This window comes from Gloeocapsopsis crepidinum LEGE 06123, from assembly GCF_015207655.1.
Lineage (GTDB): Bacteria > Cyanobacteriota > Cyanobacteriia > Cyanobacteriales > Chroococcidiopsidaceae > Gloeocapsopsis > Gloeocapsopsis crepidinum.
Genome location: NZ_JADEWN010000021.1, coordinates 1 through 24,502, shown reverse-complemented (window position 1 = coordinate 24,502; position 24,502 = coordinate 1). Strand labels below are relative to the sequence as shown.

Here is a 24,502-nt window from a genome sequence, read left to right as displayed (position 1 = left end):
TCAAATAAAGCAAGAACTTACTACATTAACTGAACAAATTAAAACCGAACACAGTGAGTGCGACGAAGCCTTATAAGGAATTGCTCAAAATATTAAAGATACAACTAAGAATTTAGAGAAGAGAATATCTCATCTCGATGAGCAAACAGCACAGAAATAATGAGATATGCGTCAGCAAATTCTCGAACAATCTAAGTGTTTCGATGATGAAATGCGGCAAAAATCCGAACAAAATATTAATTTAGTTGAAAAAGGAATTCAAGACGTACGCACTAAAAAAATAGATCGCACAACTTTAGCAAATTTACTTACCCTGCAATGTAGCTTAACAATGACTTTGACATGATTGGGAATGATTAAGAAACTTCATTTAACTCGAACTCAGCAAACACCAAAAGATAAAGCTTTGTCAAAGAATCTATTTTGTTCGCAGTTGATGATGAGGGTTATGGTGTAGCTCCTGAGGTTGCTACAAGTTTATTTCAAAAATTTACTCAAGGCAAACAAAAAGCTGGCAGAAGTGGTCTTGGTCTATATTTTTGCATTTTTGCCGTATTACGGTAGAACGCTGGGGCGGAAGTATTGGCTATACACCTCTGGTTAATGGAGGTTCGCGGTTTTGGTTTTTGTTACCTCAAGCAGTCAATTAAAATTTTAATCTTCTTTGACAGTTTTATAGATTAAGAAGATGAAATATACTTTTTGTAATAAATGGATTGTTCCCCAACGTAAAACAAAGAAGAGTTACGAATATGTTGATAACATCAATTCGTAATTATCTAGTAACATATTCGCACTCAACTTAGTTAGTAGCTGATTAAATGAAGTACATCTCGTAGAACGCTGTAGCCTGCTAAATCCCAAAGTAAATAAGCAAGGAAACCAATCATTGCTAGGCGTCCGTTCCAGAGTTCAGCTTGGGGATTCCATCCAAAAAGAAAAGCATTACGATCTTTACCGTTATACTCTTTAGCGACTGGAGGTAGATTTGTGTTGCTGTCCATATTTTGCTCCTAAAAAATTCTCTAGACACTTTTAACTGTATCGATCTATTTAAGTGACACTTTCTGTCTATAGATATAATATGAAGCCAAGTCTAAAGAGCGATTCTTAGGGTATTTTTAAAGGTGGTAATTCCACCGTTGGAGGGTGTAAGTCTTTAAAGATTTCAATAAAGTGTTACATCTTATCGGAGGTTAATAAAGTTAGAGTAAGGAAAGCTACTAGACTTTATTGATTCTTGTACTTACCTAATTTTGTTGAGGATACAGGTTTTCAGACCTCAGAGGGATGCCTTAGCCTATCCGATTCAAAGACTCTGAGCTAGAAAGTTGAGTATTGCTAAAGATACAGAGTTTTTTCTCATGTAATCTTATAATCTACGCTGATTTAAGCTTTGACCAAAGGATACCATGTTTCAGAATACGGAAATACTACTGGAACCAGACCACGCGCTATCTTGGATAGCACAGGTGCCAGTAACTCCAGGGGCAGTAACACCAGCCGAAGCAGCACTCGTTTTCTCAGGACCGAGATTTTTTGTTGCTTTAATTTCTGGTGTTATTCTTGCCTTTGCCATTCAGTTAGTGTTGACAAACCTCTCGGTTGCAGCTGGCATTTCTTATCTAGGTCATTCCTCCGACTCAGACTCAGACTCCAGTAGCAGCGGATCTGATAGTGTCGGAGGGACAATTCGCAAAATAGGTACTGCGGTAGGAATTTGGACACTAGTCACAGTGAGTGTTGCTTTATTCATTGCTTGTCTTTTGGCGGTGGAATTAAGCTTGTTAACTCTAGATGTGGGACTAGGAGCAATTCTCGGACTTGTCATTTGGGGTGCATATTTTTTACTACTGTTTTGGTTTAGTTCCACTACTGTAGGTTCCCTGATTGGCTCAGTTGTAAATACAGCAACATCTGGATTCCAAGCTATTGTTGGTACTGCAACTGCTGCATTAGGCGCAAAGGCTGTCAATAATCAAGTTGTGGCAACTGCTGAAGCAGCAGCAGCGGCTGTAAGACGTGAAATTGGCAGTGCGATTGATCCGCTAACAATTCGGGAAAATATTGAAGACTATCTAGACACACTACGTCCTCCCGAATTAGACATCTCTAATATCCGCAAGGAATTTGAAAACCTGTTGAACGATCCGCAACTGCGAGAGATTGCAGGTACAGAAGACCTGCGTAATATTGATCGACAGAAGTTTGTAGAATTAGTCAGCACTCGTACTGATCTTTCAAGACGAGATATTAACCGCATTGTCGATCAACTTGAAAGTGTGTGGCGACAAGTTGTTTCACAACAAGCTCCTCAGAAGGATCGCTTAGGTGAGTTGGTAGATTATCTCAAGTCAGCACAGCCTGGGCAAGCTAAAACTGATGAATTGAGTGCCAAGGTAGATCAGCTAATTGCGGAAGTCCGTTCCGGTAAAGGAACAACTCAGGGATCGACCGCAGGAGGCGTAGGACCTATCCAAAGTACAATTCAGCAAGGAATGACAACCTTGATGGGACTTGTAATGGGTAGAGCCGATCTTTCAGACTTCGATGTTGAAAAGATCTTGAGTTCGCTTTCGCAAGCAAGAGATAAAGCAACAGATCAAGCTGGTAAGGTTGCCGATCAAGTAGGTATCAAAAGTGCAGCCGTACCCTACAACACGATTCGGGCAGATGTAGAAAACTATTTGCTTAATACTTATTCTTGGCAGATTAACCGTGAAAAAGTTAACCAAGAATTTCGTGATGTTCTTTACGATCCGGCTGCCGATCCAGGTACAGTGAGGCGTCAGATTGAGCAAATTTCACGTCAGGACTTTGCCGATCTTCTGCAACAACGGGGTGTCTTTACGCAGGCAAAAATTCAGGAAATTGCCGATCAGCTAGAAAGCATTCGTCAAGAAGTATTGACTATCGTTCGAGCAGAAGAAGAAAGAGAAGCAGTTCAAGATCTACAGCGTCGTGTCGAGAGTTATCTCTTGGTAACAAGTAAAGCAGATTTAACTCCTGAAAAAATGGCGCAAGATTTCAAGCCATTACTAGAGGATGAAGAAACGGATCATGAAGTGCTAACTTTGCGGCTGGCGCGGTTAGAAAGCGGTTCGTTAAGACCAATTCTGCTACAACGCAACGACATCACCCCAGAGGAAGCAGAAACTATCCTCGCTGCGGTAGAAGATGTCCGCCAGCAAGTTTTGTTTGAGTCGCAAAATGTTGCGGATCAAGCTAAACAACAAGCAGAAACACTGTGGATTAATTTAGAGTCTTACTTACGTAATACTGGTAAAGACGAACTTAATCCTGAAGGAATCAAGCGCGATCTGCAAAAATTATTGGAAGATCCTCAAGCTGGGGCAGCCGCAGTACAGGCGCGATTGTCGCGTTTTGATCGCGATACTTTATTCCAGCTATTAAATCAGCGTGATGACTTATCTGAAGAACAGATCAACCAAGTTTTGCAGCAAGTAGAAGGAACGTGGTACGACATCACACATATGCCGCAAATCGTTGCTGGCAAAGCTAAAGAGCAGTATGATTCAGTGACACAGACGATCGCTGAATACCTGCGCAACACAGGTAAAGATGAACTCAATCCAGAAGGCATTCAACGCGACTTCGCAAAGCTTTTTGAAAATCCGCAAGCAGGTGCTGTAGCACTGCGACGACGACTTGCACAAGTCGATCGCGATACTTTGGTAAAACTCTTGAGTCAACGCCAAGACTTAAGCGAAGAGCAAGTTAACCAAATTATCAATCAAATCCAAGTGTCGATTCGCGATATTATTCGTTCGCCACGCCGCTTGGCAGCACGTACTCAAGCCAGAGTGCAAAACTTCCAACAAAACTTGGAAGACTACTTGCGCAGTACTGGTAAGGATGAGTTGAATCCTGAAGCAATTAAGCGCGAACTGTACTTACTGCTCAACGATCCACGCGCTGGGGCAGAAAGTTTAGGCGATCGCTTATCACACTTCGACCGTTCAACGATCATTGCTCTTCTGCAAGCACGGGGTGATATGTCAGAGGAAGAAGCAGCTCGCACTGTCGATCAGGTTTTAGCGGTACGCGATCAATTTGTCGAGCAAATACGGGCAATTCAACGCCGCATCCAAGACGTCATTGATGGTGTTTTCGGTAGAATCCGTAATTACTTAAATTCGCTGGATCGCCCTGAACTGAACTACGATGGCATCAAAAAAGATGTGCGTAAGTTGTTTGACGATCCCCAAGCAGGCTTTGATGCAATTCGCGATCGCTTAGGCTCATTTAACCGCGAAACACTCGTCGCTATTATGAGTTCGCGCGAGGACATTTCGGAAGCAGATGCTAACCGAATTATCGACCAAATTGAAGGTGCGCGTAACAACGTCCTGCAACGTGCAGAGCGAGTTCAACAAGAAGCACAACGTCGTCTTGAACAAGTTAAAGTTCAAGCTCAGCGGCAAGCTGAAGAAACCCGCAAGGCAGCAGGAAGTGCGGCATGGTGGCTCTTTGCTACGGCAGTTGTTTCGGCCATTGCGGCGGCGATGGGTGGTGTGATTGCTGTTCTCAGCTAACAATCCGCTCAGTTTTCTTTGTAAAGTACAACAGCCTCTCACTTGAGAGGTTTTTTTGTATGGACACTCGGTTTTACGGTTTGTTAGCATTGTTTGCTATCGCGCAGGTCATATAGGGGTCAGAGGTCAGAGGATGCTATACAGACCTACGGTTCAGAGTTAAAAGATGGATAGACAGCAGGGAAGTAGAGGGGTAAGTAAAAACGATGTCCGATACAACAGATGTATTGTTGTCCCAACATGATTTAGGACTTGTATTCCTGTCAATTGCGATCGCCATTGTTGCTTCCTATACAGCCCTAAGTTTATCTGGACGCGTTACTGTTACCACTGGGCAAATTCGGAAACTCTGGTTAAGTGGTGGAGCGATCGCTATGGGAGTAGGCATCTGGGCGATGCACTTCATTGCGATGCTTGCATATAATCTTCCAATTGCTATTACGTATGACCTGCCGCTTGTGTTGCTCTCGATGGCAGTTGCTGTCATTGCCTCTGGTGTTGCTTTATTTGTTGTTAGTCGTGAATTTGGCTTACTTCAGCTGATTGTTGGTGGTAGCGTTATGGGATTGAGTATTGCCGCAATGCACTACACAGGTATGACAGCAATGCGCCTAGAAGCAACTCCAGAATACGATCCCAAGTTAGTTGCCTTGTCACTAGCGATCGCGATTGGTGCTTCTTTAGTGGCACTGCAACTAGCATTTCGCCTGCAAAAAGCTACCACAGCCCAAGGTAAATGGCAAGTTGGTGGTGCGATTGTGATGGGTTTTGCGATCGCCGGAATGCACTACACGGCAATGGCGGCAGTAAGCTTTAAGCACAATCAACAGCTGATTGAGACAGCGCAAGTTATCGATAATACGTTGCTTGGGATTGCAATTGCAGTAGCAACATTAGTTGTGTTGATGCTCGCACTTGTGTCTTCTACTTTCGATCAGCGACTCAGTGCAGAGACTGCGCGTGCTGATGCATTACGTCAAAGTGAAGAACGCTTTCGTTCTTTGGTGCAAAATGCCTCTGATATCATTGCAGTGATCGCTGCGGATGGTACAGTCAATTACACCAGCGCCTCGATTAAACGGATCTTGGGCTACGAACCTGATGCGTGGCATCATACCTTTGATTTTGTCTTGCAGGAAGATCAGGCGATCGCCGAAGATCTGCTCGGGAAAGCAAAAAATTATCCAAATGTCAATATCTCTGCTGAATTTCGATTGCGCACCGCACATGAACAAGTACGAGATTTTGAAGTCATTGTCAATAATCTCTTGCACGATCCAGCAGTTGCAGGCATTGTCACGACCTACCGCGATATTACCGAACGCATACAAGCAGCAAAATTCCAGCTACAGCAAACTGAACGCGAGCTATTAGTTGCTGAGATTACACGACGCATCCGTCAGTCGTTGAATTTGGCAACAATTTTAAACACGACAGTAGCCGAAGTACGGCAGTTTCTCCAAGTAGAGCGCGTGTTTATTTATCGCTTTGAGGCTGACTGGAGTGGCATTGTTGTGGTCGAATCTGTAGCACCCGAATGGGCTGCGATTGCAGGAAAAAACATTAAAGACACTTTTTTTAGCCATCCTGCTAATCGCGAGTTATATCGACAAGGAAGAATTCAAGTTGTAGATGATATTTACACAGCAGGATTAAATCCTTGTCATGCAGATTTACTTGCACAGTTACAGGTGCGAGCAAACTTAGTTGTCTCCATTTTAAAAGAAGAACAACTGTGGGGATTACTAGTCGCCAATCATTGTTCAGAACCACGCCAATGGCAACCGCTTGAAATTAATCTTCTCCAGCAACTGGCAACCCAAGTGGCGATCGCCATTCAACAATCTGAACTTTATCAACAAGCGCAAACTGAACTTGCTGAGCGCAAACGCGCTGAAGCTGAAATCATTCATTTAAACGCCGACTTGCAAAATCGGGCGGCGGAACTCGAAACAGCCAACAAAGAACTAGAAGCCTTTTCCTATTCGGTATCGCACGATTTACGCGCACCATTACGCGCCATCAATGGCTTTTCGCGGATTCTTTTAAAAGATTGTACGCCGCAATTAACTGCTGATGCGCAACGCTACTTGCAATTGGTACAAGCTAATGCGCAGCAAATGGGATGCTTAATTGACGATCTACTGACATTTTCACGCCTGAGTCGCGCGCCTTTAAAAAAACAACGCATTGAACCGAGTGCGATCGTGCATCAAGTGCTAAAAGATTTAGCCGAACAACAAAACCGACAAGTCGAAATGACGATTGAAGAGTTACCTGTGTGTGAAGCCGATCCTGCTTTACTTAAACAAGTCTGGGTAAATTTATTATCGAATGCTTTCAAGTATACGCACAAAAATGATGTTGCGCACATCACTGTTGGTTGTCTGCAAGAAAGTGATGCATCGTCAATTCCTTCCGGACATCATGTTTATTTTGTCAAAGACAATGGTGTCGGTTTTGATATGCAATATGCCCATAAACTTTTTGGCGTCTTTCAGCGGCTGCATCGTGCAGAAGAATACGAAGGAACAGGTGTAGGCTTAGCTATTGTACAGCGCATTATTCACCGTCATGGGGGGCGTGTTTGGGCAGCAGCAGAAGTCGATCGCGGTGCAACTTTCTACTTTACTTTGTGAGGCAATATTGATGAAAGATAGTGCCGTTGAAATTTTGCTTGTTGAAGATAATCCGTGTGATGCAGAACTGACACTTCATTCGCTTAAAAGTAGTCACCTCACAAATCATATCGAGGTAGTGCGAGATGGTGCAGAAGCCCTCGATTTTATATTTTGTACTGGCAGCTATGCACACCGCTCAATTGATAATGGTCCTCGGGTCATTCTTCTCGATCTCAAACTGCCAAAAGTTGATGGATTAGAAGTTCTCCAGAAAATTAAATCTGACCCCCGCACTCGCGTTATTCCTGTCGTCGTTCTCACATCTTCACGCGAAGAGCGCGACATCGTCGAAAGTTATCAGTTAGGAGTCAATAGCTACATCGTAAAACCAGTGGACTTTGAGCAGTTCACGGAGGCTGTACGACAGTTAGGTTTGTATTGGCGGCTGCTGAATCAACCTCCGGTATCTTAAAAAATTATGTCCACTTTATTGCGGATTTTGATTGTAGAGGACTCGCTGAGTGATACGGAACTCATGCTGTACGAACTTCGTTCTTGTGGCATTGAACCGCAATGGCAGCGCGTAGAAACTGCAAGAGATTATCTCACCTGCTTGAGTCAGACGTGGGATGCGATCATCTCAGATTATGGAATGCCGCAATTTAGCGCACTACAAGCTTTACAGATATTGCAGCAACAAGGATTAGATATTCCATTGATTGTTGTCACAGGCAGTGTTAGCGAAGAAGTCGCTGTCGAGTGTATGAAGCAAGGGGCAGCTGATTACTTACTCAAAGATCGTTTGGTTCGGTTAGGCGAGGCGATTAAACAAGCTGTTGACCAAAAAATGCTCCGCGATCAAAAGCGCCAAGCTGAAATTGCTTTGCAAGAAAGTGAAGAACGATTTCGCCGACTTGCTGATAATGCTCAAGATATTATTTACCGCTATCGCTTTACTCCAACTCCAGGCTTTGATTACATTAGTCCTGCCGTTACTAGAGTTACAGGTTATACGCCGCAAGAATGTTACAACAATCCGTTGTTGATTTCACAAATTGTTCATCCAGGCGATCAACCGTTATGGCAGCGATCGCTTGATGGAGAAATGCCTCAACCACTCATTTTGCGGTGGATTCGTAAAGATGGAGCCATCGTTTGGACAGAACAAAGCAATGTGACAATCTACGATGATGGAGTGTTAATTGCGCTTGAGGGAATTATCCGCAATGTGACTGCACGCAAGCAAGTTGAAATTCAATTTCAGCAACAAGCCGAATGCGATCGCCTACTCAGTGCTATTGCGACTCGAATTCGCCAATCACTCAACTTAGATGAAATTCTCAGCACAACTGTTGCAGAAGTTCGGCAATTTCTGTACGCGGATCGCGTGATGATCTTTCGTTTCGAGGATAATCGTAATGGCAAAATTGTGGCAGCATCTGTAGATTCTAATTGGCCTTTAGATCCTGAGATTCAAATTCGCGGCACTTGGTTTCAAGAAACTCAGGCAGAATGTCAGCGTGGCTGTGTTCAACAAATTAATAATATTGCTCAAGCAAACATTGATCCTAAATTTGCCACATTACTGCAACGATTGCACGTCAAAGCTCGCTTGGTTGTCCCTATTTTACAAGGTGACTATGCCTGGGGATTATTAGCAGTGCATCAATGTTCGCGATCGCGACAATGGCAACTTAGTGAAATTGATTTGATTGAGAAGTTAGCAACACAAGTAGCGATCGCTCTTCAACAAGCACAACTTTTTAACCAAGTACAACAACAAGCATCGCGCGAACACCTCCTCAATTATATTAGTCAATCACTTAATTCTAGCCTCGATCCTGAGCATATTTTACAAGAAATTGTTAACCTAACAGGTGAAGGTTTTGCTGTCGATCGCGTTATTATTTTTGCAGTCAATACAACTCACATTCGTGTTATCAAAGAGTGGCGAACAAATGTACAAGTTGTTTCTGTTTTAAATTGGCAAGTACCAATATCTGAGTATATTGAATTACTCAATCCAACTCATTATGCTTCTTACTATCGAGTTTTTCATGTACCTAATTTTGCAGAAATCAATGTTGATGCTAAGCGAAAACACTTTGTTCAAACAGCACAACTTCGTTCTGAGTTGCGAGTCCCAATTTTCATTCGCGATCAGTTTTTTGGCGGATTATCACTGCAAACTACTACAACTCGCCGGACATTTACCCCAGAGGAAATTCAACTTTTGCAACGTATTGCAAATCAAGCAGCGATCGCACTTTACAATGCCCAAAGTTACGAACGTCTAGAACAATTAGTTAAAGAACGCACGCAAGAGTTAGAGCAAGAGAAACTCCTCTCAGAAGCTGCTGATCGCGCAAAAACTGACTTCCTCGCTAACATGAGCCATGAACTGCGTACTCCCCTAACAGGAATTATCGGTTTTTCTAACCTCCTACTCAAACAAATTTTTGGACAACTGAATGAAAAACAGCAACAATATGTCTCATTAATTTACTCTTCTGGAGAACATTTATTAGAGTTAATTAACGATCTTTTAGATTTATCAAAAATTGAAGCAGGAAAAGAAGATATCACACTTGAAATGCTATCTGTTGAAGAAGTTTCTCAAGAGTGTTTGTCTCTCGTTCAGGAAAAAGCCCAAAGAAGGAAATTGCAATTATCATTAATTATTCAACGAGAAGCGACAACTTGCACAGCAGACAAACGTCGTCTCAAACAAATTCTTTTTAATCTCATCAATAATGCAGTAAAGTTCACTCAAGCAGGAAGTGTAACACTCGAAGTCAGCAGAAACTCAGATTTCGTTACATTCTCAGTTACTGATACTGGAATTGGAATTGCAGCCGAAGATTTACCAAATCTATTTCAACCGTTTCAGCAACTTGATAGTGGCTTAAATCGTAAATACGAAGGTACTGGCTTAGGCTTGGCGCTTTCACGCAGATTAGCACGACTACATGGTGGAGATATTACAGTCACTTCAGAAATAGGACGTGGTAGCTGCTTTACACTGCATCTGCCTGTTAGTAGTCTCATTCAGGACTCTGTATAGATAATCCCATTTCTGTTAAGTTTTCTTTCATTTGTAACAAAGCATAGACAAATTAACCTATGTCACGTGTGGGACAAGCTTACAGTTTAAAGAGAGAAGCTGAGAACAACATCTGTTTAACCGCGAACTAGAAGGCAACGCTAAAATCATTAAGCAATGGTTTTTCCTCTGCCTCATGTCTCACCCTGCTGAAACCTTAGACACGCTGGATGCAAATGGGCATCGTCTCCTTGGTGTTAATCGCGCTAGTCAGAATACGATCCGTATCCGTGGGGCTAGACAGCATAATCTCAAAAATCTTGATTTAGAGTTACCCCGCGATCGCTTGATCGTGTTCACTGGTGTATCCGGTTCCGGTAAGTCTTCTTTGGCGTTTGATACAATTTTTGCCGAGGGACAGCGGCGTTACGTAGAATCTCTCAGTGCTTATGCACGCCAATTTTTAGGACAATTAGATAAGCCTGATGTTGAAGCAATCGAAGGCTTGAGTCCGGCAATTTCGATCGATCAAAAATCAACTTCACACAATCCGCGTTCTACGGTTGGTACAGTAACAGAAATTTACGATTACTTGCGATTATTGTTCGGACGTGCTGGTAAACCACATTGTCCAATTTGCGATCGCTCAATTGCACCGCAGACAATTGATGAGATGAGCGATCGGATTATGGAATTACCCGATCGCACTCGCTTTCAGATTCTCGCCCCTGTAGTGCGTGGTAAAAAAGGAACGCATCGTAAACTATTATCTAGCCTTGCTTCCGAAGGTTTTGCCCGCGTGCGGATTAATGGGGAAGTCCGCGAACTCAGTGACTCGATTGAACTCGATAAGAATCAAACGCACAATATTGAAGTTGTTATTGACCGATTAATAAAAAAACCAGGGATTGCAGAACGTCTAACTGATTCGCTAACAACTTGTCTGAGACGTTCCGAGGGAATTGCCGTTATTGAGATTCTCGATCGCTCCGAGGCAGATAATAATGTCATTATGCATCCTACTGCAACGCAGATGAAAGCAGCAGAGGACTCTACAGCGTATGTGACATCACCTCTAGAAAAAGAAATTGTCTTTTCTGAAAACTTCGCGTGTCCCGAACACGGCGCAGTGATGGAAGAACTCTCACCACGGTTATTTTCCTTTAATTCGCCATATGGTGCATGTCCCCATTGTCATGGTTTGGGTAGCTTGCGGACATTTTCACCAGAATTAGTCGTTCCCGATCCAGCACAACCTGTTTATGCCGCGATCGCCCCGTGGTCAGAAAAAGATAATTCTTACTATCTTTCTTTACTTTATAGTGTCGGGCAAGCTTTTGAGTTTGAACTCAAAACACTGTGGAAGAAATTAACCCCTGAACAACAACACGTTATTTTACACGGCGCAGAACAACCAATTTGGAACCACGATCGCAATGATTATCGCCGTTACACAGGTGTTATCCCAATTTTGCAGCGACAATATAATGATGCTTCGGAACTGATAAAACAAAAACTCGAACAGTATCTCGTCTATCAGCCATGTGAAGTCTGTCAAGGACAACGCTTAAAACCTGAAGCGATCGCAGTTCGTTTAGGACAATACCGCATTCTCGATCTTACCGGAGTTTCGATTCGCGATTGTCAGCAGCGGGTTCATGATTTAGAACTTAGCGATCGCCAAATGCAAATTGCAGATTTGGTATTACGTGAGATTAAAGCACGATTGCAGTTTCTTTTGGATGTAGGGTTAGATTACCTGACATTAGATCGTCCAGCCATGACACTTTCGGGAGGAGAGGCACAACGCATTCGTCTAGCAACGCAAATTGGTTCGGGACTCACAGGTGTACTTTATGTTTTAGATGAACCAAGTATTGGATTGCATCAACGTGATAACGGACGCTTGCTACGAACTTTAACTCGATTACGCGATTTGGGTAATACCTTGATTGTTGTCGAACACGATGAAGAAACAATCCGTGCGGCGGATCATGTTGTTGATATTGGTCCTGGTGCGGGAATTCATGGTGGTAGTATTATTGCCCAAGGTGACTTGCAAGCATTACTCGCAGCCAAAGATTCACTAACAGGCGCGTATTTATCAGGACGACAAGCAATTGCAACACCCGCACAGCGGCGCGATGGTAATGGGCGATCGCTGGTGATGAAAAACGCCTACCGCAATAACTTAAGAAATATTGATGTTGAAATTCCCCTTGGTAAACTTGTCTGTGTCACAGGAGTTTCGGGTTCCGGTAAATCGACATTAATTAACGAACTGCTTTATCCTGCTTTACAGCATCACTTAACACGTAAAGTTCCATTTCCGCAACATATAGAGACGGTGGAGGGATTGGACGCAGTTGATAAGGCGATCGTTATCGATCAATCTCCCATTGGGCGGACACCACGGTCTAACCCTGCTACTTACACAGGTGTTTTTGATGCAATTCGCGACGTTTTTAGTCAAACAATCGAAGCCAAAGCCAGAGGTTACAAACCAGGACAATTTTCATTTAATGTCAAAGGTGGACGCTGCGAAGCTTGTGGCGGACAAGGTGTCAATGTCATTGAAATGAACTTTCTTCCTGATGTTTATGTGCAGTGTGAAGTCTGTAAAGGTGCGCGATATAACCGCGAAACATTGCAAGTCAAATACAAAGAAAAATCAATTGCTGATGTTCTTGATATGACGGTGGAGGAAAGCTTAGAAGTTTTCCAAAATATTCCTAAAGCTTTTACACGATTGCAAACATTAGTCGATGTTGGCTTAGGCTACATCAAACTTGGGCAACCTGCAACAACGTTATCTGGTGGTGAAGCGCAACGAGTAAAATTAGCAACTGAGTTATCGCGCCGCGCCACAGGAAAAACTTTGTATTTAATTGATGAACCAACAACAGGTTTATCGTTTTATGACGTGCATAAATTATTAGATGTTCTGCAACGTTTGGTTGACAAAGGTAATTCAATTTTAGTCATAGAACACAACTTAGATGTGATTCGTTGTAGCGATTGGATTATTGATTTAGGTCCTGAAGGTGGCGATCAAGGTGGGGAATTAGTTGCAGCGGGGACGCCAGAGGAAGTAGCAGAGAATTCACGATCTTATACGGGGCAATATATTAAGCAGGTTTTGCAGCAGCATCCACCTAAAATTGTAGTATGAAACGTAGACGCATAGCGGTGGGCAGAAGTGACTGCGAACCCGAAGGGCTTGCCGTAGGCTACCGCAGAGAGAATATGTATGGGAGAGATTTTTCGTGCTGGATATCAACCGCAATCAAGGGATACTCATCCTGAAGTTGATAAGTTTTTAATGCGGGCTTTTCGGAATATGCCTGTTTGGAAAAAAGCGCATCTTGTTGATGAAGCAACGAAGGGAATTCAACAATGGGCGCTGATTGGTATTCGCAATCAATTTCCTGATATAAGTCAAACAGAAACTAAGTTTCAACTCGCAGTGAGATGGTTGGGGATTGATTTAGCAAATCGTTTTTACAAAAACAATCAAGAAAAAATAGTGGATGCTGAATCTATACAATTGGCTTTAAAAATTGCAGCTATTTTTGATAAATTGGCAATTCCTTACTTAATTGGCGGTTCGGTTGCTAGTTCTATTTTGGGAGAACCCCGCGCTACTTTAGATGTAGATTTTGTCGCAGATTTACAGCTTTCTCATGTGTCGCCTTTGTTGGTAGCAATGGGTAAGGATTTTTTTATTGATGAAGGAATGGTGACAGAAGCAATTGAACGCCAGTCTTCATTTAATGTAATTCATCTAGAAAGTATGCAAAAAGCAGACATTTTTTTATTATCGAATCAACCTTTGGCTCAATCTGAAATGCAACGGCGTCAGCAGTTAATTATTACTCAAAATCCTGAAAGACAAGCTTGGCTACCTTCTGCAGAAGATATTATTTTACAAAAACTCATTTGGTATCGTATGGGTGGTGGAGTTTCAGATAGACAATGGCGTGATGTTTTGGGAGTGCTAAAAGTTCAAGCTGACAAAATTGATATTAATTATTTAACTCAGTGGGCTGAAACTTTAAATTTAATAGAAATGTTAACACAAGCCTTACAACAAGCTGGGGTGGCTAACTAACATTTGTTTTTTGTATAACAATCTCAAATCGCTTGTGAAATGTCTCTCCTGATCTCTTTCGTCTGTGCTCTCTGCGCCTAATTAAGGTTCGCTTAATCCTAGTATTTTTTTTGTAAAAATGCGATATTATTAAATAATGTAAATTGTTAGTACACTAAACTATTAAGCTAAAGCATTATGGCTGAAATGACTGATCGTCAAAAGCGTATTATGGAGCATATCGCTCGTAGCAAAGGCGAGTTTATCAAAACTCCGATTTATTCAGAACAGCGAAAGCAGCAGATTATGGAACACATTCGCTTGAGCCAAGGCAAATAGTCAACTACTAATCTTTAGCTTGGCTTTTACCTTTTTGAAAAAACTGCCGTAAGATCTCGCTGGGTTTGCGATCCCAGCGATCTATATGTTCATAGATTAAACCCTCTTGAGTGAGTTTGTAGGTTGAGTAACCATTGAAGAAAATGCGTGCTTTCCAAGGTACTCGTAATACGCCTCGCACTGTCCAATTAGCAATAATAGTATCTGCTTGTGCTTGATATACGTCATGCAGATCGAAGTGGATCTCAGTAAAAAATAGCTGACCGTGAAATCGTAAAGTCCAAAATATAATTCGGTAGTTTAATTTATTTTTGAATTTATTAACTGGATCTTGAAAGTAGATATCTTGAGTATAAATGTCGTAAGAGATATCTTGCTCAAAAAGAGTAGGTAAATCTTGTTTGAGTGTGACAATAACTTTTTCAATTTGTGATTGATATTCTGCGTTCATTACGTTTCAAAAACGATTTTGGAGGAACCGAAATAGACTTTGAATTCCTCTTAAATTTGATCTAGGTTGTCCGCTGTAATTATTATACGGAAGCAATCGCAACACCTTCCCTAAAGCATCATTATTTTCGCGCAGCCCTTCGTAGAAAAAGAACACCTCGCCAGAAATACCACGACTGCGATTGTAGGCGATCGCCTGTCGCAAATATTCTGCACTCATGCGATAAGAACCCAGCTTAATTAAAATTCCTGGAGACAGTTTGGTGAGTTGTTCGCGATTAAACTGCTGCGTGACTCGATCGACAACTTGTTTGTAACTCGCAAAGTCACGACGATAAATTTGAGGATGGATAATATCGACTAAACCACGTTCTAACCAAGTTTTGGAGTCTTGGAGGTATTCTTTTAGCCCCCAGTCATAGATATTAGGAGACAGTGATACTATCAAATTAGAATTAATAGCCTTGATTTCTTGATAAAGACGCGCCAAGAAATTGGTTAAAATATTTGCCCGCCACTGTAGCCATTGAGGATCTTTTGGATTCTGCGGCGGATGACAATCAAAAGTTTGACGGTAACGCTCTACAGTACTCGAATCGTAACCACCTTCGCAAGGTAATGCGGGTAATCGATCGTCACCTTGAATGCCGTCAACATCATAGTTTTTGACAACGTCCAGCACCAAATTTAACATAAACTCTTGCACCTGAGGGTCAAGTGCATTCATCCACTCAAAGCCATTTTTGTTGAGTAAACTACCGTGAATATCCCGCGCCGCCCATTCTGGTTTCTTCGCTAGAATCGTACCGCCATTAGAATTATAGGAACTAGCAAAACCATACTCAAACCACGGAATCACTTTAATTCCAACCCGTCGCGCCTCAACAATGATTTCCGCCAAGGGATCTCTACCTTGATACCGTGGGTCGATTTCTACATCAAACAGCGATCGCATAATTGTACTAGGGTAAAGCGTGAATCCCCTATTCCAAACATCAGGAAACACAACGTTAAACCCTGTCTGTGCTAAAAATGCCATTGCTTCAGCAATATTTTGCCGTGAATGAAGCACCTGACTATCAGTATTTGTTATCCAAACTCCGCGAATTGCCATTATTCTTCAAGTTGCCATAATCCGACGATAACGCGCCTGAACAATCATATTAATGCCGTAAGCAACTAAACCGAGGGCAACAATACCCAAAATCCAGGAACCATAAGGTTGTTGTGCAAGTGCTTGTAACGCTTCACCCAAGCCTCGCACTTCGCTAGCATCCGATTGACGTGCGGCTTGAATCAAGAAAAAGCCGATGACACAAAATACTACACCACGCGCGAATAAACCAAAGCGACTGATCGCGATAATCCACATTTGTTCGGTATCGCTTAATTCATGTAAATCGAGTTTTTTGCGAAATTTGGCTGTAAATGCCCGATAAAATTGATAAAAACCTATACCAATCACGAACGCGCCACCAGTTCCGACTAGCCATTGTCCAAAAGGCTGTGCGAGTAAACGTGCAGTCCAATCTTCTTGCGTCGAGTCGCCACTACTACCACCAGAACCTAAAATTAATTTAACCGCACTTAGCGCTAAACCTGCATAAATGACACCAGTTGTCGCATAACCAATTCGCTGTAAAATCCCTTTCGCATCACTGCCTTTGTTTTCTGGATCTTTGATAGCTTGGACAAACCGCCACAATACGTATCCCATTAAACCAATTGCAACAGCTGCAAGTAAAAATTGACCAAACGGCTGGTTAATAATTGTTTGCAACGCACCTTCGGTATCTGTCGTTCTTCCACCAGTACCAAACGCGGCTTGCGCGGCTAGCAATCCCACAATACCGTAAACAACACCCTTAGCAGCAAGACCAAACCGTGCTAATATCTCAATCCATAATGAAGTGTGTTGTGTTAGCTGTTGTGCCATATTTTTTATACTTAATTAGTATGATTTTTAACAATATACATTTAGATTAACTTGTCTAATTTGCGATTGTAATCACTGCATAATTCTTAAATTAATCAACGCAAGTACCTACAGAAGTTTGTTATCGCCTTTATAGTTGATTACTCTGGACTAAACAGCACATTATTGTTTTGCTTAACACTATGTCTGTCATCGAAACTTGGCAACATGAATACATCACTGCGAACGGCATCAAACTGCACTATGTCACCCAAGGCAATGGTGCCTTAATGCTCATGCTGCATGGGTTTCCCGAATTTTGGTACTCATGGCGGCATCAAATACCAGAGTTTGCTAAAGATTATAAAGTTGTTGCGCTAGACTTGCGCGGTTACAACGATAGCGACAAACCGAAACAACAGTCAGCGTATGTGATGCGCGAATTTTTGCAAGATATTAAAGGCGTCATTACTGGACTCGGATACGACAAGTGCATTTTAGTCGGACACGACTGGGGAGGTGCGATCGCGTGGAGTTTTGCCCACACTTACCCCGAAATGGTAGAACGTCTGATTGTAATGAACATACCCCATCCAGCCAAATTTGCTGAGGGATTACGCACGCCACAACAACTCATGCGTAGCGCTTATATGTTTTTCTTTCAGCTACCTGGACTACCAGAAATGCTACTCCAAGCCTCAGACTATCAAGCAATTGAGACAGCTTTCAAAGGTATGGCAGTCGATAAAAGCGCCTTTACTCAAGCAGATATAGACGCCTATAAAGATGCAGCCAGTAAACGCGGTGCTTTAACAGCCGCACTCAATTACTACCGTAACGTTTGGCAACAAGGATTACTCAATCACAACTGGGATGTTTTAGAAGTTCCGACATTACTCATCTGGGGTGAAAACGATACTGCACTTGGTAAAGAACTTACCTACGGTACAGATAAGTACGTTAGAAACTTGCAAATCAAATACATTCCCAATTGTAGCCACTGGGTACAACAAGAAAAACCGCAGCTAGTCAATCAATATATGCGCGAGTTTCTAGCAACGTAGATATAGTTTGATAAAATCAGGTCATTCTTACAGCATCTCATGTCATATGCGCGATCCTCTGCGTAGTTTAAAGTTTTTACCTTGGCGATCGCTGCTGCAAGTTTCGCTACTAGTTGCTGTCATTGTCATCGTTTTAGACTTTCTCCTCGCCCTGGGATACATTCAATCAGATGTATTTCAACGTTTACTCATGCTGGTATACGCCCCGCCACTGGGGATTATTATCTCTTTGGCGATCGCTGTAGGGCTTGGTGCGTTAGGAGTCTATTTACTTGAGCGCTTTTATCGCTTAGTCTCAATCAACACAGGTTCTTTGTGGGCATTAGTTCTGTGTTTAGCGGTAATTCTATTTCTCAAGTCACTTCTACCACTACCAGCAGTCATATTTAACTTAAACCAAGCAAGTTTAATCGGAATTATTATCGGCGTATTCTGGAAAGGACGCCCCTACTGGCGCTAAAAATCTCAAATAAATTATCAATATCCTTTTTTCTACTCTCTGCAATCTCTATGTCTCTGTGGTAGCCTACGGCATCCGCTGCGCGTCTACGTAAACAAAAAGAATAAACCAATGAAAGTAGGATTTCTCGGTACTGGACTCATGGGACTACCCATGGCACAAAGACTATTAAATGCTAATCTCGAACTTATTGCCTACAACCGGACATTAGAAAAATTAGCACCACTCAAAGAAGCTGGTGCAGAAATTGCCACGCATCCTCAAGCAGTCACTCAAGCAGCAGAATGTATCATTTTAATGCTGACAGATGCGATCGCGATTCGTAGCGTACTTTTTTCAGATTCCCAAGAGTTAGCCGGAAGAACAATTATTCAAATGGGAACAATTTCCCCTACCGATAGCAAAGCAATTCGCGATGAAGTTGTTGCAGCTAAAGGCGAATACTTAGAAGCACCTGTTTTAGGGAGTATTCCCGAAGCAACCGCAGGTAAATTAATCGTCATGGTAGGCGCAACCCCAGAACAATTTCAGCGTTGGTTGCCATTATTGCAAAACTTTGGTTCCGAACCACTGCATATTGGTGAAGTTGGGACAGCTGCTGCGGTTAAACTCGCACTGAATCAACTCATAGCTTCTCTGACAACGGCTTTTGCTCAAAGTTTGGGACTCATTCTACGTCAAGGAATTGATGTGGAATTATTTATGCAAATTCTCCGCAACAGTGCGCTTTATGCGCCTACCTTCGACAAAAAATTGTCAAGAATGGTCGAACGTCATTATGACAATCCTAACTTTCCGACAAAACACTTACTCAAAGACATCAATTTATTTATTGCCGAAGCAGAAGCCTCTGGCTTGAACACTAGTGGTGTCGCAGGAGTGCAACAAATCATCGAAGCTGCCCTTAGTCAAGGCTTCTCTGATGCAGATTATTCTGCGCTATTTTCTGCTGTAAATCCTGATTGATTTGGAGTTTTGAGTCAATTCTATTCTTATTCCGCGAAATAGTAATCAGCACTAAAAAACCAGATGTCCACTACTTCAGGAACCTGGTTGAAAACTACGCGATTGTAAGCATTAGTTCTTAGCTAACGCTAGATACCGAGAAGGCGACAAAAATGACTCCACTAACTAAGACGGCAGCTACTACTCCCCAGATAACAAAATTACGCTGCTGTGTTTTGTTCGGGGGTTCTGCTGCATACATCTTTGGTTCTTTGGCAAAGTTATTAAGACGACCGCCTTCTTCTGTGGTATAGGGCATGAGTAAAATCCTTTTTTCTGCTTATTTTAACTAAGCGCAATTACAACTAGTATATATACTCTACCATCTTAGTTATAAATCTTTACAAGGAAAATGCTAAGAGTGAGTGGCTAGTGAGTAGTTTTGAATTTTGAATTTTGAATTGAAGAATTTTCTCAACTCATAACTCAACACTCAACACTGAGAACTCATAACTCCAACTCTCCCCCAGCTTCTTCAATCCCAGTTCTCTTCTCCTCTGTCATCATGTCATCAGAAACTAACTATTAATTGTGCCTGAAAGTGGTGAACTGGGGCTAGCATAGTCCTTAATAGGGATTCTCCCAGCAAGATAGGCAAGACGTCCAGCGATCGCAGCCAGACTCATTGCGCGTGCCATTGCGGGTGGGTTTTTAGCTTGGGCGATCGCCGTATTAATTAACAAAGCATCTGCACCTAACTCCATTGCTTGCGCAGCTTCACTAGGAGTTCCAATTCCAGCATCTACCACGACTGGAACATTGGCATTTTCAATGATAATTTGAATATTTGCGGTAGTTTTCAATCCTTGTCCTGAACCAATAGGCGAAGCTAAAGGCATAACAGTAGCACAACCAGCTTCTTCTAAACGTTTAGCCAGCATCGGATCGGCATTAATATAGGGAAGTACAGCAAAACCTTCTTTCACTAACTTTTCTGCAGCTTCTAATGTCCCAATGGGATCGGGTAACAAATACTTGGCGTCAGGAATGACTTCTAGTTTGACAAAGTTATTATCTTCTTGCCCTAATAATTTCGCCATCTCACGCCCCAAACGCGCAACGCGAATTGCTTCTTCTGCTGTTTGACAACCCGCAGTATTAGGTAGCATCCAGATTTTATTCCAATCCAAGGCTTCTGCTAAACCTTCGTGTCCTGGTGCATTAGTTTGGACGCGACGTACTGCAACTGTAACAATTTCGCAACCACTGGCGACAACACTTTGCTGCATTTGCTCAATGCTGCGATACTTTCCTGTACCTGTCATCAAGCGCGAATGAAACGTCTGCCCTGCAATTGTTAAAGGAGTATCAATGTCTACTAATGAATTCTCTATTGGTTTTGCGATAGTTTGCATTTTTGCCGACGGTGATAAATATTGAGTTGGTGATGATTTTGGCAACGTTGGAGTAACTTTCTTATCTTGGTAGAACCGCGAGAAATGAAAATGTTCTAACAGCGAATCAGATTTTTGCCAAATGTACTCAGCAATTAAACTCGCCGTTACTGGTGCTAATAAAATACCATTGCGATAATGCCCAGTTGCAAGTGTCAAGTTATGGCAAGGGCTAGAACCGAGAATTGGTAATTCATCAGGTGTTGCAGGACGAAATCCCCACCAAAATTCATCAATTGGATAATGTTGTAATTGCGGCAGTAATCGCGTTGCGTTCTGTAGTAGAGTTTGAATTCCTAACGGGGTATTGTATGGTGTAAATCCCACATCTTCACTCGTTGCCCCAACAATAATTCTGCCATCGCGGCGCGGCACAATATACGTATCTGGTCCATACAAAACTCGCTGTAGCGGTAATCCAGAATGACCTTCAGGTACTCGCAGCGATAACATTTGCCCTTTTTTCGGACATACCGCAACGGGTAATAATTCATTTGACCAAGCACCTGCAGCTAACACATAATGTTCAGCACGATAGACACCCACCGAAGTTTGTAAGCCAATAACGCGTCGTTGCTGCTGTTGAATTGCTTGTACAGTAACGTTGTCTTGTAAATCGACTCTCAGGGACTCTGCAGCTGTCCACAGCGATCGCATCAATGCCCGATTATCAACTTGTCCATCTTCGGGATACCACCAACCACCAATCACATCACTACTTAATCCTGATTGATACAAATTAATTGCATCGCGTTCTAGCCAGTAAGCAACCTCATCGTCTTCTACTGTATGAATGGGTTCTTGATACATAGGGGCTAAGATTCCACAAGCCCAGTATCCTGTAGTGACACCAGAAAGTTGTTCAAGTTTATCGATCCATTCAGGATATAGCGATCGCGATCTTAAGCATAGATCGCGCATTGCCCCAGGAGGAATTGCCTCTGCTTGCGGTGCTAGCATCCCCGCCGCCGCATGACTTGCTGCTTGAAAGTCGCGACTGAGTACTGTCACAGAAGCCCCTCGAAGTTTCAGTTCAACAGCGATCGCTAAACCAACAACGCCACCACCAATAATCAAAATGTCACTTGTCGTCATTGCTAAAAAGCAGACTTGCCTCTACTGCGGATTGAATTCAAAATTTCACACGCTTATCTCTAGACTAACGCTAATGGAGGGGTGAGGGATGAGTGATTAGTTTTAAGTTTTGAATTTTTAGTTTTGTTAGCGTAGCGGTGCCTTAGCACGTTTTGAATTAAAAGAGTTGTCTCAACCCTCTTAAACTCACAACTTTCTTAAACTCATAACTCATAACTCTCTTGAGTTCCACACAATATCTGTACCTTGTCCCCAAAAACCGTTAAATTTTGTCACTTTCACATCACCTAACACTTGAGTTTGACAAGCCAAACGTAAGTTTCTTGTAGGATCGTGGGGAGGAAGCGAACGCCGTGCTTTGTCACGCCAGTTGACTTCTGATACTTCTCCTTCAATTAAGACAGCACAGGTACCACAAGTACCTATACCGCGACAGTTAATGATTGTGGCATTGCCATTATGAGGATTGACCTCATTTTGGAGCAAAACTTGACGCAAATTAGCTTTGCGTTTGCAAATTATTGTCTTTCCTTGAGCTAGCACTTTTATCATAGGTGAGTAGATAGAAATTTTATGTTTGGTAATGGGAACCGTGTTAATAGCTATATTTTTCTAATGTTCAATTACCGATCTTTAAGTTACGTTTATTTTCACCGATTGACTGATCTTCTCTAATGGCATTTTCCTAAAATACTCTTTTTCAAGTTCCACCTTTTGTCCCGTTTCTACCTATGAATGCAAATTCCTCAAATCGACTTTGGATTTATGACACGACATTGCGCGATGGTACTCAGCGAGAGGGACTATCGGTGTCAATTGAAGATAAACTGCGAATTGCTCGTAGGTTAGATCAGTTAGGGATACCATTTATCGAAGGTGGGTGGCCTGGGGCGAATCCCAAGGATGTACAATTTTTTTGGCAATTGCAAGAAGAACCACTCCAGCAAGCAGAAATTGTGGCTTTTTGTTCTACTCGTCGCCCGCATATCTCTGCAGCAGAAGATCCACTCCTCCAAGCAATTCTCTCAGCAGGAACGCGCTGGGTAACTATTTTTGGTAAATCTTGGGATTTACACGTTACTGAAGGCTTAAAAACCAGCTTAGAAGAAAACCTGGCAATGATTCAAGATACGATTGAGTACCTCCGTAGCCAAGGACGTCGGGTCATTTACGATGCTGAACACTGGTTTGATGGTTTTAAGTACAACCGAGAATATGCTTTAGAAACACTTCATGCGGCGATCGCAGCAGGTGCTGAATGGCTTGTTTTGTGCGATACGAATGGAGGTACTTTACCACACGAAGTTGGCTCAGTGGTCAAAGAGGTTGTTGCGGTAGTCGGCGATCAAAATTCACCTCAAATCGGTATCCATACACACAATGATTCTGATACTGCGGTGGCGAATGCGATCGCGGGTGTCCTCGAAGGCGCGAGAATGGTACAAGGCACGATGAATGGTTATGGCGAACGTTGTGGTAATGCTAACCTTTGTTCGCTTATTCCCAACCTACAACTAAAATTAGGCTACTCGTGTATTGAAACCGAACAACTTGCCCAACTTGCCCAAACAAGCCGTCTCATTAGTGAAGTTGTTAATCTTGCACCAGACGACCACGCACCTTTTGTTGGACGTTCAGCGTTTGCGCACAAGGGAGGTATTCACGTTTCTGCGGTTGAACGCAATCCATTAACTTACGAACACGTTCAACCTGAACAGGTAGGGAATAGTCGCCGCATTGTCATTTCCGATCAAGCAGGACTGAGTAATGTCATTGCCAAAGCACGAACTTTTGGCATCGAACTAGATAAACAAAACCCCGCTGCTCGTCAAATTTTACAACACCTGAAAAAATTAGAAAGTGAAGGTTATCAGTTTGAAGCTGCTGAAGCTAGCTTTGACTTATTAATGCGCGAAGCTTTAGGAAAACGCCAGCAGTTTTTTACAATCAAAGGCTTTCAAGTTCACTGCGATCTAGTATCAAGAATTGAACAGCAAAATAATAGTGCTTTAGCAACAGTAAAAGTTACAGTCAACGGTCAAGATATTCTAGAAGCGGCAGAAGGTAACGGTCCAGTAGCTGCGCTAGATGAAGCATTACGTAAGGCATTAGTCAACTTTTATCCACAAATTGCAGAATTTGAACTATCTGACTACAAAGTACGAATTCTCGACGAACATAGCGGCACTTCTGCCAAAACTCGTGTATTAGTAGAATCACGGAATAATCATCAACGTTGGACAACTGTCGGTGTTTCTACGAATATTTTGGCAGCCTCTTATCAAGCGGTAGTAGAAGGGTTAGAATATGGTTTGCTATTACATTTATCTACGGAGGCAGTATTACAGCCTATTGCAAGTTTATGAGGTACAGTAAGAGGAGTACACAAATGAAGTCTAATGAAACCGTACTCGCTCGACTTGCGAGAAAAAATAGTTAAGGCATACACACAAGGTGACACCTCAATCAG

General features: G+C 42.4%; 19 protein-coding genes. 12 read left to right on the top strand and 7 right to left on the bottom strand.

Annotation, left to right across the window (positions count from 1 at the left end; genetic code table 11):
* The first annotated feature begins 166 nt into the window (after window positions 1-166).
* Window positions 167-346 carry a hypothetical protein gene (locus IQ230_RS10375; RefSeq protein WP_193931928.1) on the top strand — a complete coding sequence of 60 codons (180 nt, stop codon included), beginning with the start codon at window positions 167-169 and terminating at the stop codon, window positions 344-346.
* A 460-nt stretch (window positions 347-806) separates the two neighbouring features.
* Here the strand turns inward: IQ230_RS10375 and IQ230_RS10365 are convergent, their stop codons facing one another.
* Window positions 807-1,004 (bottom strand): chlorophyll a/b-binding protein, encoded by a 198-nt coding sequence (locus tag IQ230_RS10365; protein WP_193931926.1) that lies wholly within the window; start codon window positions 1,002-1,004, stop codon window positions 807-809.
* A gap of 408 nt (window positions 1,005-1,412) precedes the next feature.
* Between IQ230_RS10365 and IQ230_RS10360 the strand changes: the two genes are divergently transcribed.
* The 7 genes from IQ230_RS10360 to IQ230_RS10330 all read left to right on the top strand — a co-directional run bounded on the left by IQ230_RS10360 (window position 1,413) and on the right by IQ230_RS10330 (window position 14,649).
* The gene (locus tag IQ230_RS10360) at window positions 1,413-4,556 is read left to right on the top strand and encodes an MFS transporter (protein WP_193931925.1); all 3,144 of its coding nucleotides are present in this window, start codon (window positions 1,413-1,415) and stop codon (window positions 4,554-4,556) included.
* A gap of 206 nt (window positions 4,557-4,762) precedes the next feature.
* Window positions 4,763-7,195: an MHYT domain-containing protein gene (locus IQ230_RS10355; protein WP_193931924.1), complete on the top strand. Its 2,433-nt coding sequence runs from the start codon at window positions 4,763-4,765 to the stop codon at window positions 7,193-7,195.
* A 10-nt stretch (window positions 7,196-7,205) separates the two neighbouring features.
* On the top strand, window positions 7,206-7,649 hold the full coding sequence (locus IQ230_RS10350; protein ID WP_193931923.1) for a response regulator: 444 nt from the start codon (window positions 7,206-7,208) through the stop codon (window positions 7,647-7,649).
* Between the two features lie 6 nt (window positions 7,650-7,655).
* Window positions 7,656-10,241: a GAF domain-containing protein gene (locus IQ230_RS10345; protein WP_193931922.1), complete on the top strand. Its 2,586-nt coding sequence runs from the start codon at window positions 7,656-7,658 to the stop codon at window positions 10,239-10,241.
* Window positions 10,242-10,416: 175 nt separating this feature from the next.
* Window positions 10,417-13,392, top strand: coding sequence for an excinuclease ABC subunit UvrA (uvrA, locus tag IQ230_RS10340; protein WP_228054742.1), 2,976 nt, complete (start codon window positions 10,417-10,419; stop codon window positions 13,390-13,392).
* 78 nt (window positions 13,393-13,470) lie between these two features.
* On the top strand, window positions 13,471-14,331 hold the full coding sequence (locus IQ230_RS10335; protein WP_193931921.1) for a hypothetical protein: 861 nt from the start codon (window positions 13,471-13,473) through the stop codon (window positions 14,329-14,331).
* A 177-nt stretch (window positions 14,332-14,508) separates the two neighbouring features.
* Window positions 14,509-14,649 carry a hypothetical protein gene (locus IQ230_RS10330; protein ID WP_193931920.1) on the top strand — a complete coding sequence of 47 codons (141 nt, stop codon included), beginning with the start codon at window positions 14,509-14,511 and terminating at the stop codon, window positions 14,647-14,649.
* 7 nt (window positions 14,650-14,656) lie between these two features.
* On the opposite strand, the gene IQ230_RS10325 is transcribed toward IQ230_RS10330, so the two are convergent.
* The 3 genes from IQ230_RS10325 to IQ230_RS10315 are packed head-to-tail and all read right to left on the bottom strand — an operon-like array spanning window position 14,657 to window position 17,035.
* Complete coding sequence (locus IQ230_RS10325) at window positions 14,657-15,100, bottom strand: DUF2358 domain-containing protein (RefSeq protein WP_193931919.1); 444 nt, start codon at window positions 15,098-15,100, stop codon at window positions 14,657-14,659.
* Window positions 15,101-15,106: 6 nt separating this feature from the next.
* The gene (locus IQ230_RS10320) at window positions 15,107-16,213 is read right to left on the bottom strand and encodes a glycoside hydrolase family 10 protein (protein WP_193931918.1); all 1,107 of its coding nucleotides are present in this window, start codon (window positions 16,211-16,213) and stop codon (window positions 15,107-15,109) included.
* 6 nt (window positions 16,214-16,219) lie between these two features.
* Window positions 16,220-17,035, bottom strand: coding sequence for a DUF1206 domain-containing protein (locus IQ230_RS10315; RefSeq protein ID WP_193931917.1), 816 nt, complete (start codon window positions 17,033-17,035; stop codon window positions 16,220-16,222).
* Between the two features lie 182 nt (window positions 17,036-17,217).
* On the opposite strand from IQ230_RS10315, the gene IQ230_RS10310 reads away from it, so the two are divergent.
* The 3 genes from IQ230_RS10310 (at window position 17,218) to IQ230_RS10300 (ending at window position 19,504) form a co-directional block, all read left to right on the top strand.
* Complete coding sequence (locus IQ230_RS10310) at window positions 17,218-18,078, top strand: alpha/beta fold hydrolase (protein WP_193931916.1); 861 nt, start codon at window positions 17,218-17,220, stop codon at window positions 18,076-18,078.
* A 46-nt stretch (window positions 18,079-18,124) separates the two neighbouring features.
* Entirely contained in the window at window positions 18,125-18,538 is a 414-nt protein-coding gene (locus IQ230_RS10305) for a peptide chain release factor 1 (RefSeq protein ID WP_193931915.1), read from the top strand.
* Window positions 18,539-18,649: 111 nt separating this feature from the next.
* Window positions 18,650-19,504, top strand: coding sequence for an NAD(P)-dependent oxidoreductase (locus IQ230_RS10300; protein WP_193931914.1), 855 nt, complete (start codon window positions 18,650-18,652; stop codon window positions 19,502-19,504).
* A gap of 118 nt (window positions 19,505-19,622) precedes the next feature.
* On the opposite strand, the gene psb34 is transcribed toward IQ230_RS10300, so the two are convergent.
* The 3 genes from psb34 to IQ230_RS10285 form a co-directional block, all read right to left on the bottom strand.
* A complete protein-coding gene (psb34, locus tag IQ230_RS10295; protein ID WP_193931913.1) occupies window positions 19,623-19,802 on the bottom strand; it encodes a photosystem II assembly protein Psb34 in 180 nt (59 codons plus the stop codon).
* 259 nt (window positions 19,803-20,061) lie between these two features.
* Entirely contained in the window at window positions 20,062-22,032 is a 1,971-nt protein-coding gene (gene thiO / locus IQ230_RS27650) for a glycine oxidase ThiO (RefSeq protein ID WP_193931912.1), read from the bottom strand.
* Between the two features lie 210 nt (window positions 22,033-22,242).
* Window positions 22,243-22,584, bottom strand: coding sequence for a 2Fe-2S iron-sulfur cluster-binding protein (locus IQ230_RS10285; RefSeq protein ID WP_193931911.1), 342 nt, complete (start codon window positions 22,582-22,584; stop codon window positions 22,243-22,245).
* A 179-nt stretch (window positions 22,585-22,763) separates the two neighbouring features.
* On the opposite strand from IQ230_RS10285, the gene cimA reads away from it, so the two are divergent.
* Window positions 22,764-24,398, top strand: a complete 1,635-nt coding sequence (cimA, locus tag IQ230_RS10280; RefSeq protein ID WP_193931910.1) for a citramalate synthase — start codon at window positions 22,764-22,766, stop codon at window positions 24,396-24,398.
* Window positions 24,399-24,502 lie beyond the last annotated feature (104 nt).

Excerpts from the sequence above, each read along its gene's own strand:
- uvrA (WP_228054742.1), top strand. The coding sequence starts at position 10,417 with ATGTCTCACCCTGCTGAAACCTTAGACACGCTGGATGCAAATGGGCAT.
- IQ230_RS10285 (WP_193931911.1), bottom strand. The coding sequence starts at position 22,584 with ATGATAAAAGTGCTAGCTCAAGGAAAGACAATAATTTGCAAACGCAAA.
- IQ230_RS10305 (WP_193931915.1), top strand. The coding sequence starts at position 18,125 with ATGCGCGATCCTCTGCGTAGTTTAAAGTTTTTACCTTGGCGATCGCTG.
- IQ230_RS10310 (WP_193931916.1), top strand. The coding sequence starts at position 17,218 with ATGTCTGTCATCGAAACTTGGCAACATGAATACATCACTGCGAACGGC.
- IQ230_RS10300 (WP_193931914.1), top strand. The coding sequence starts at position 18,650 with ATGAAAGTAGGATTTCTCGGTACTGGACTCATGGGACTACCCATGGCA.
- IQ230_RS10330 (WP_193931920.1), top strand. The coding sequence starts at position 14,509 with ATGGCTGAAATGACTGATCGTCAAAAGCGTATTATGGAGCATATCGCT.
- IQ230_RS10360 (WP_193931925.1), top strand. The coding sequence starts at position 1,413 with ATGTTTCAGAATACGGAAATACTACTGGAACCAGACCACGCGCTATCT.
- IQ230_RS10350 (WP_193931923.1), top strand. The coding sequence starts at position 7,206 with ATGAAAGATAGTGCCGTTGAAATTTTGCTTGTTGAAGATAATCCGTGT.
- IQ230_RS10315 (WP_193931917.1), bottom strand. The coding sequence starts at position 17,035 with ATGGCACAACAGCTAACACAACACACTTCATTATGGATTGAGATATTA.
- thiO (WP_193931912.1), bottom strand. The coding sequence starts at position 22,032 with ATGACGACAAGTGACATTTTGATTATTGGTGGTGGCGTTGTTGGTTTA.
- IQ230_RS10355 (WP_193931924.1), top strand. The coding sequence starts at position 4,763 with ATGTCCGATACAACAGATGTATTGTTGTCCCAACATGATTTAGGACTT.
- psb34 (WP_193931913.1), bottom strand. The coding sequence starts at position 19,802 with ATGCCCTATACCACAGAAGAAGGCGGTCGTCTTAATAACTTTGCCAAA.
- IQ230_RS10320 (WP_193931918.1), bottom strand. The coding sequence starts at position 16,213 with ATGGCAATTCGCGGAGTTTGGATAACAAATACTGATAGTCAGGTGCTT.
- IQ230_RS10365 (WP_193931926.1), bottom strand. The coding sequence starts at position 1,004 with ATGGACAGCAACACAAATCTACCTCCAGTCGCTAAAGAGTATAACGGT.
- IQ230_RS10375 (WP_193931928.1), top strand. The coding sequence starts at position 167 with ATGCGTCAGCAAATTCTCGAACAATCTAAGTGTTTCGATGATGAAATG.
- cimA (WP_193931910.1), top strand. The coding sequence starts at position 22,764 with ATGAATGCAAATTCCTCAAATCGACTTTGGATTTATGACACGACATTG.
- IQ230_RS10335 (WP_193931921.1), top strand. The coding sequence starts at position 13,471 with ATGGGAGAGATTTTTCGTGCTGGATATCAACCGCAATCAAGGGATACT.
- IQ230_RS10325 (WP_193931919.1), bottom strand. The coding sequence starts at position 15,100 with ATGAACGCAGAATATCAATCACAAATTGAAAAAGTTATTGTCACACTC.
- IQ230_RS10345 (WP_193931922.1), top strand. The coding sequence starts at position 7,656 with ATGTCCACTTTATTGCGGATTTTGATTGTAGAGGACTCGCTGAGTGAT.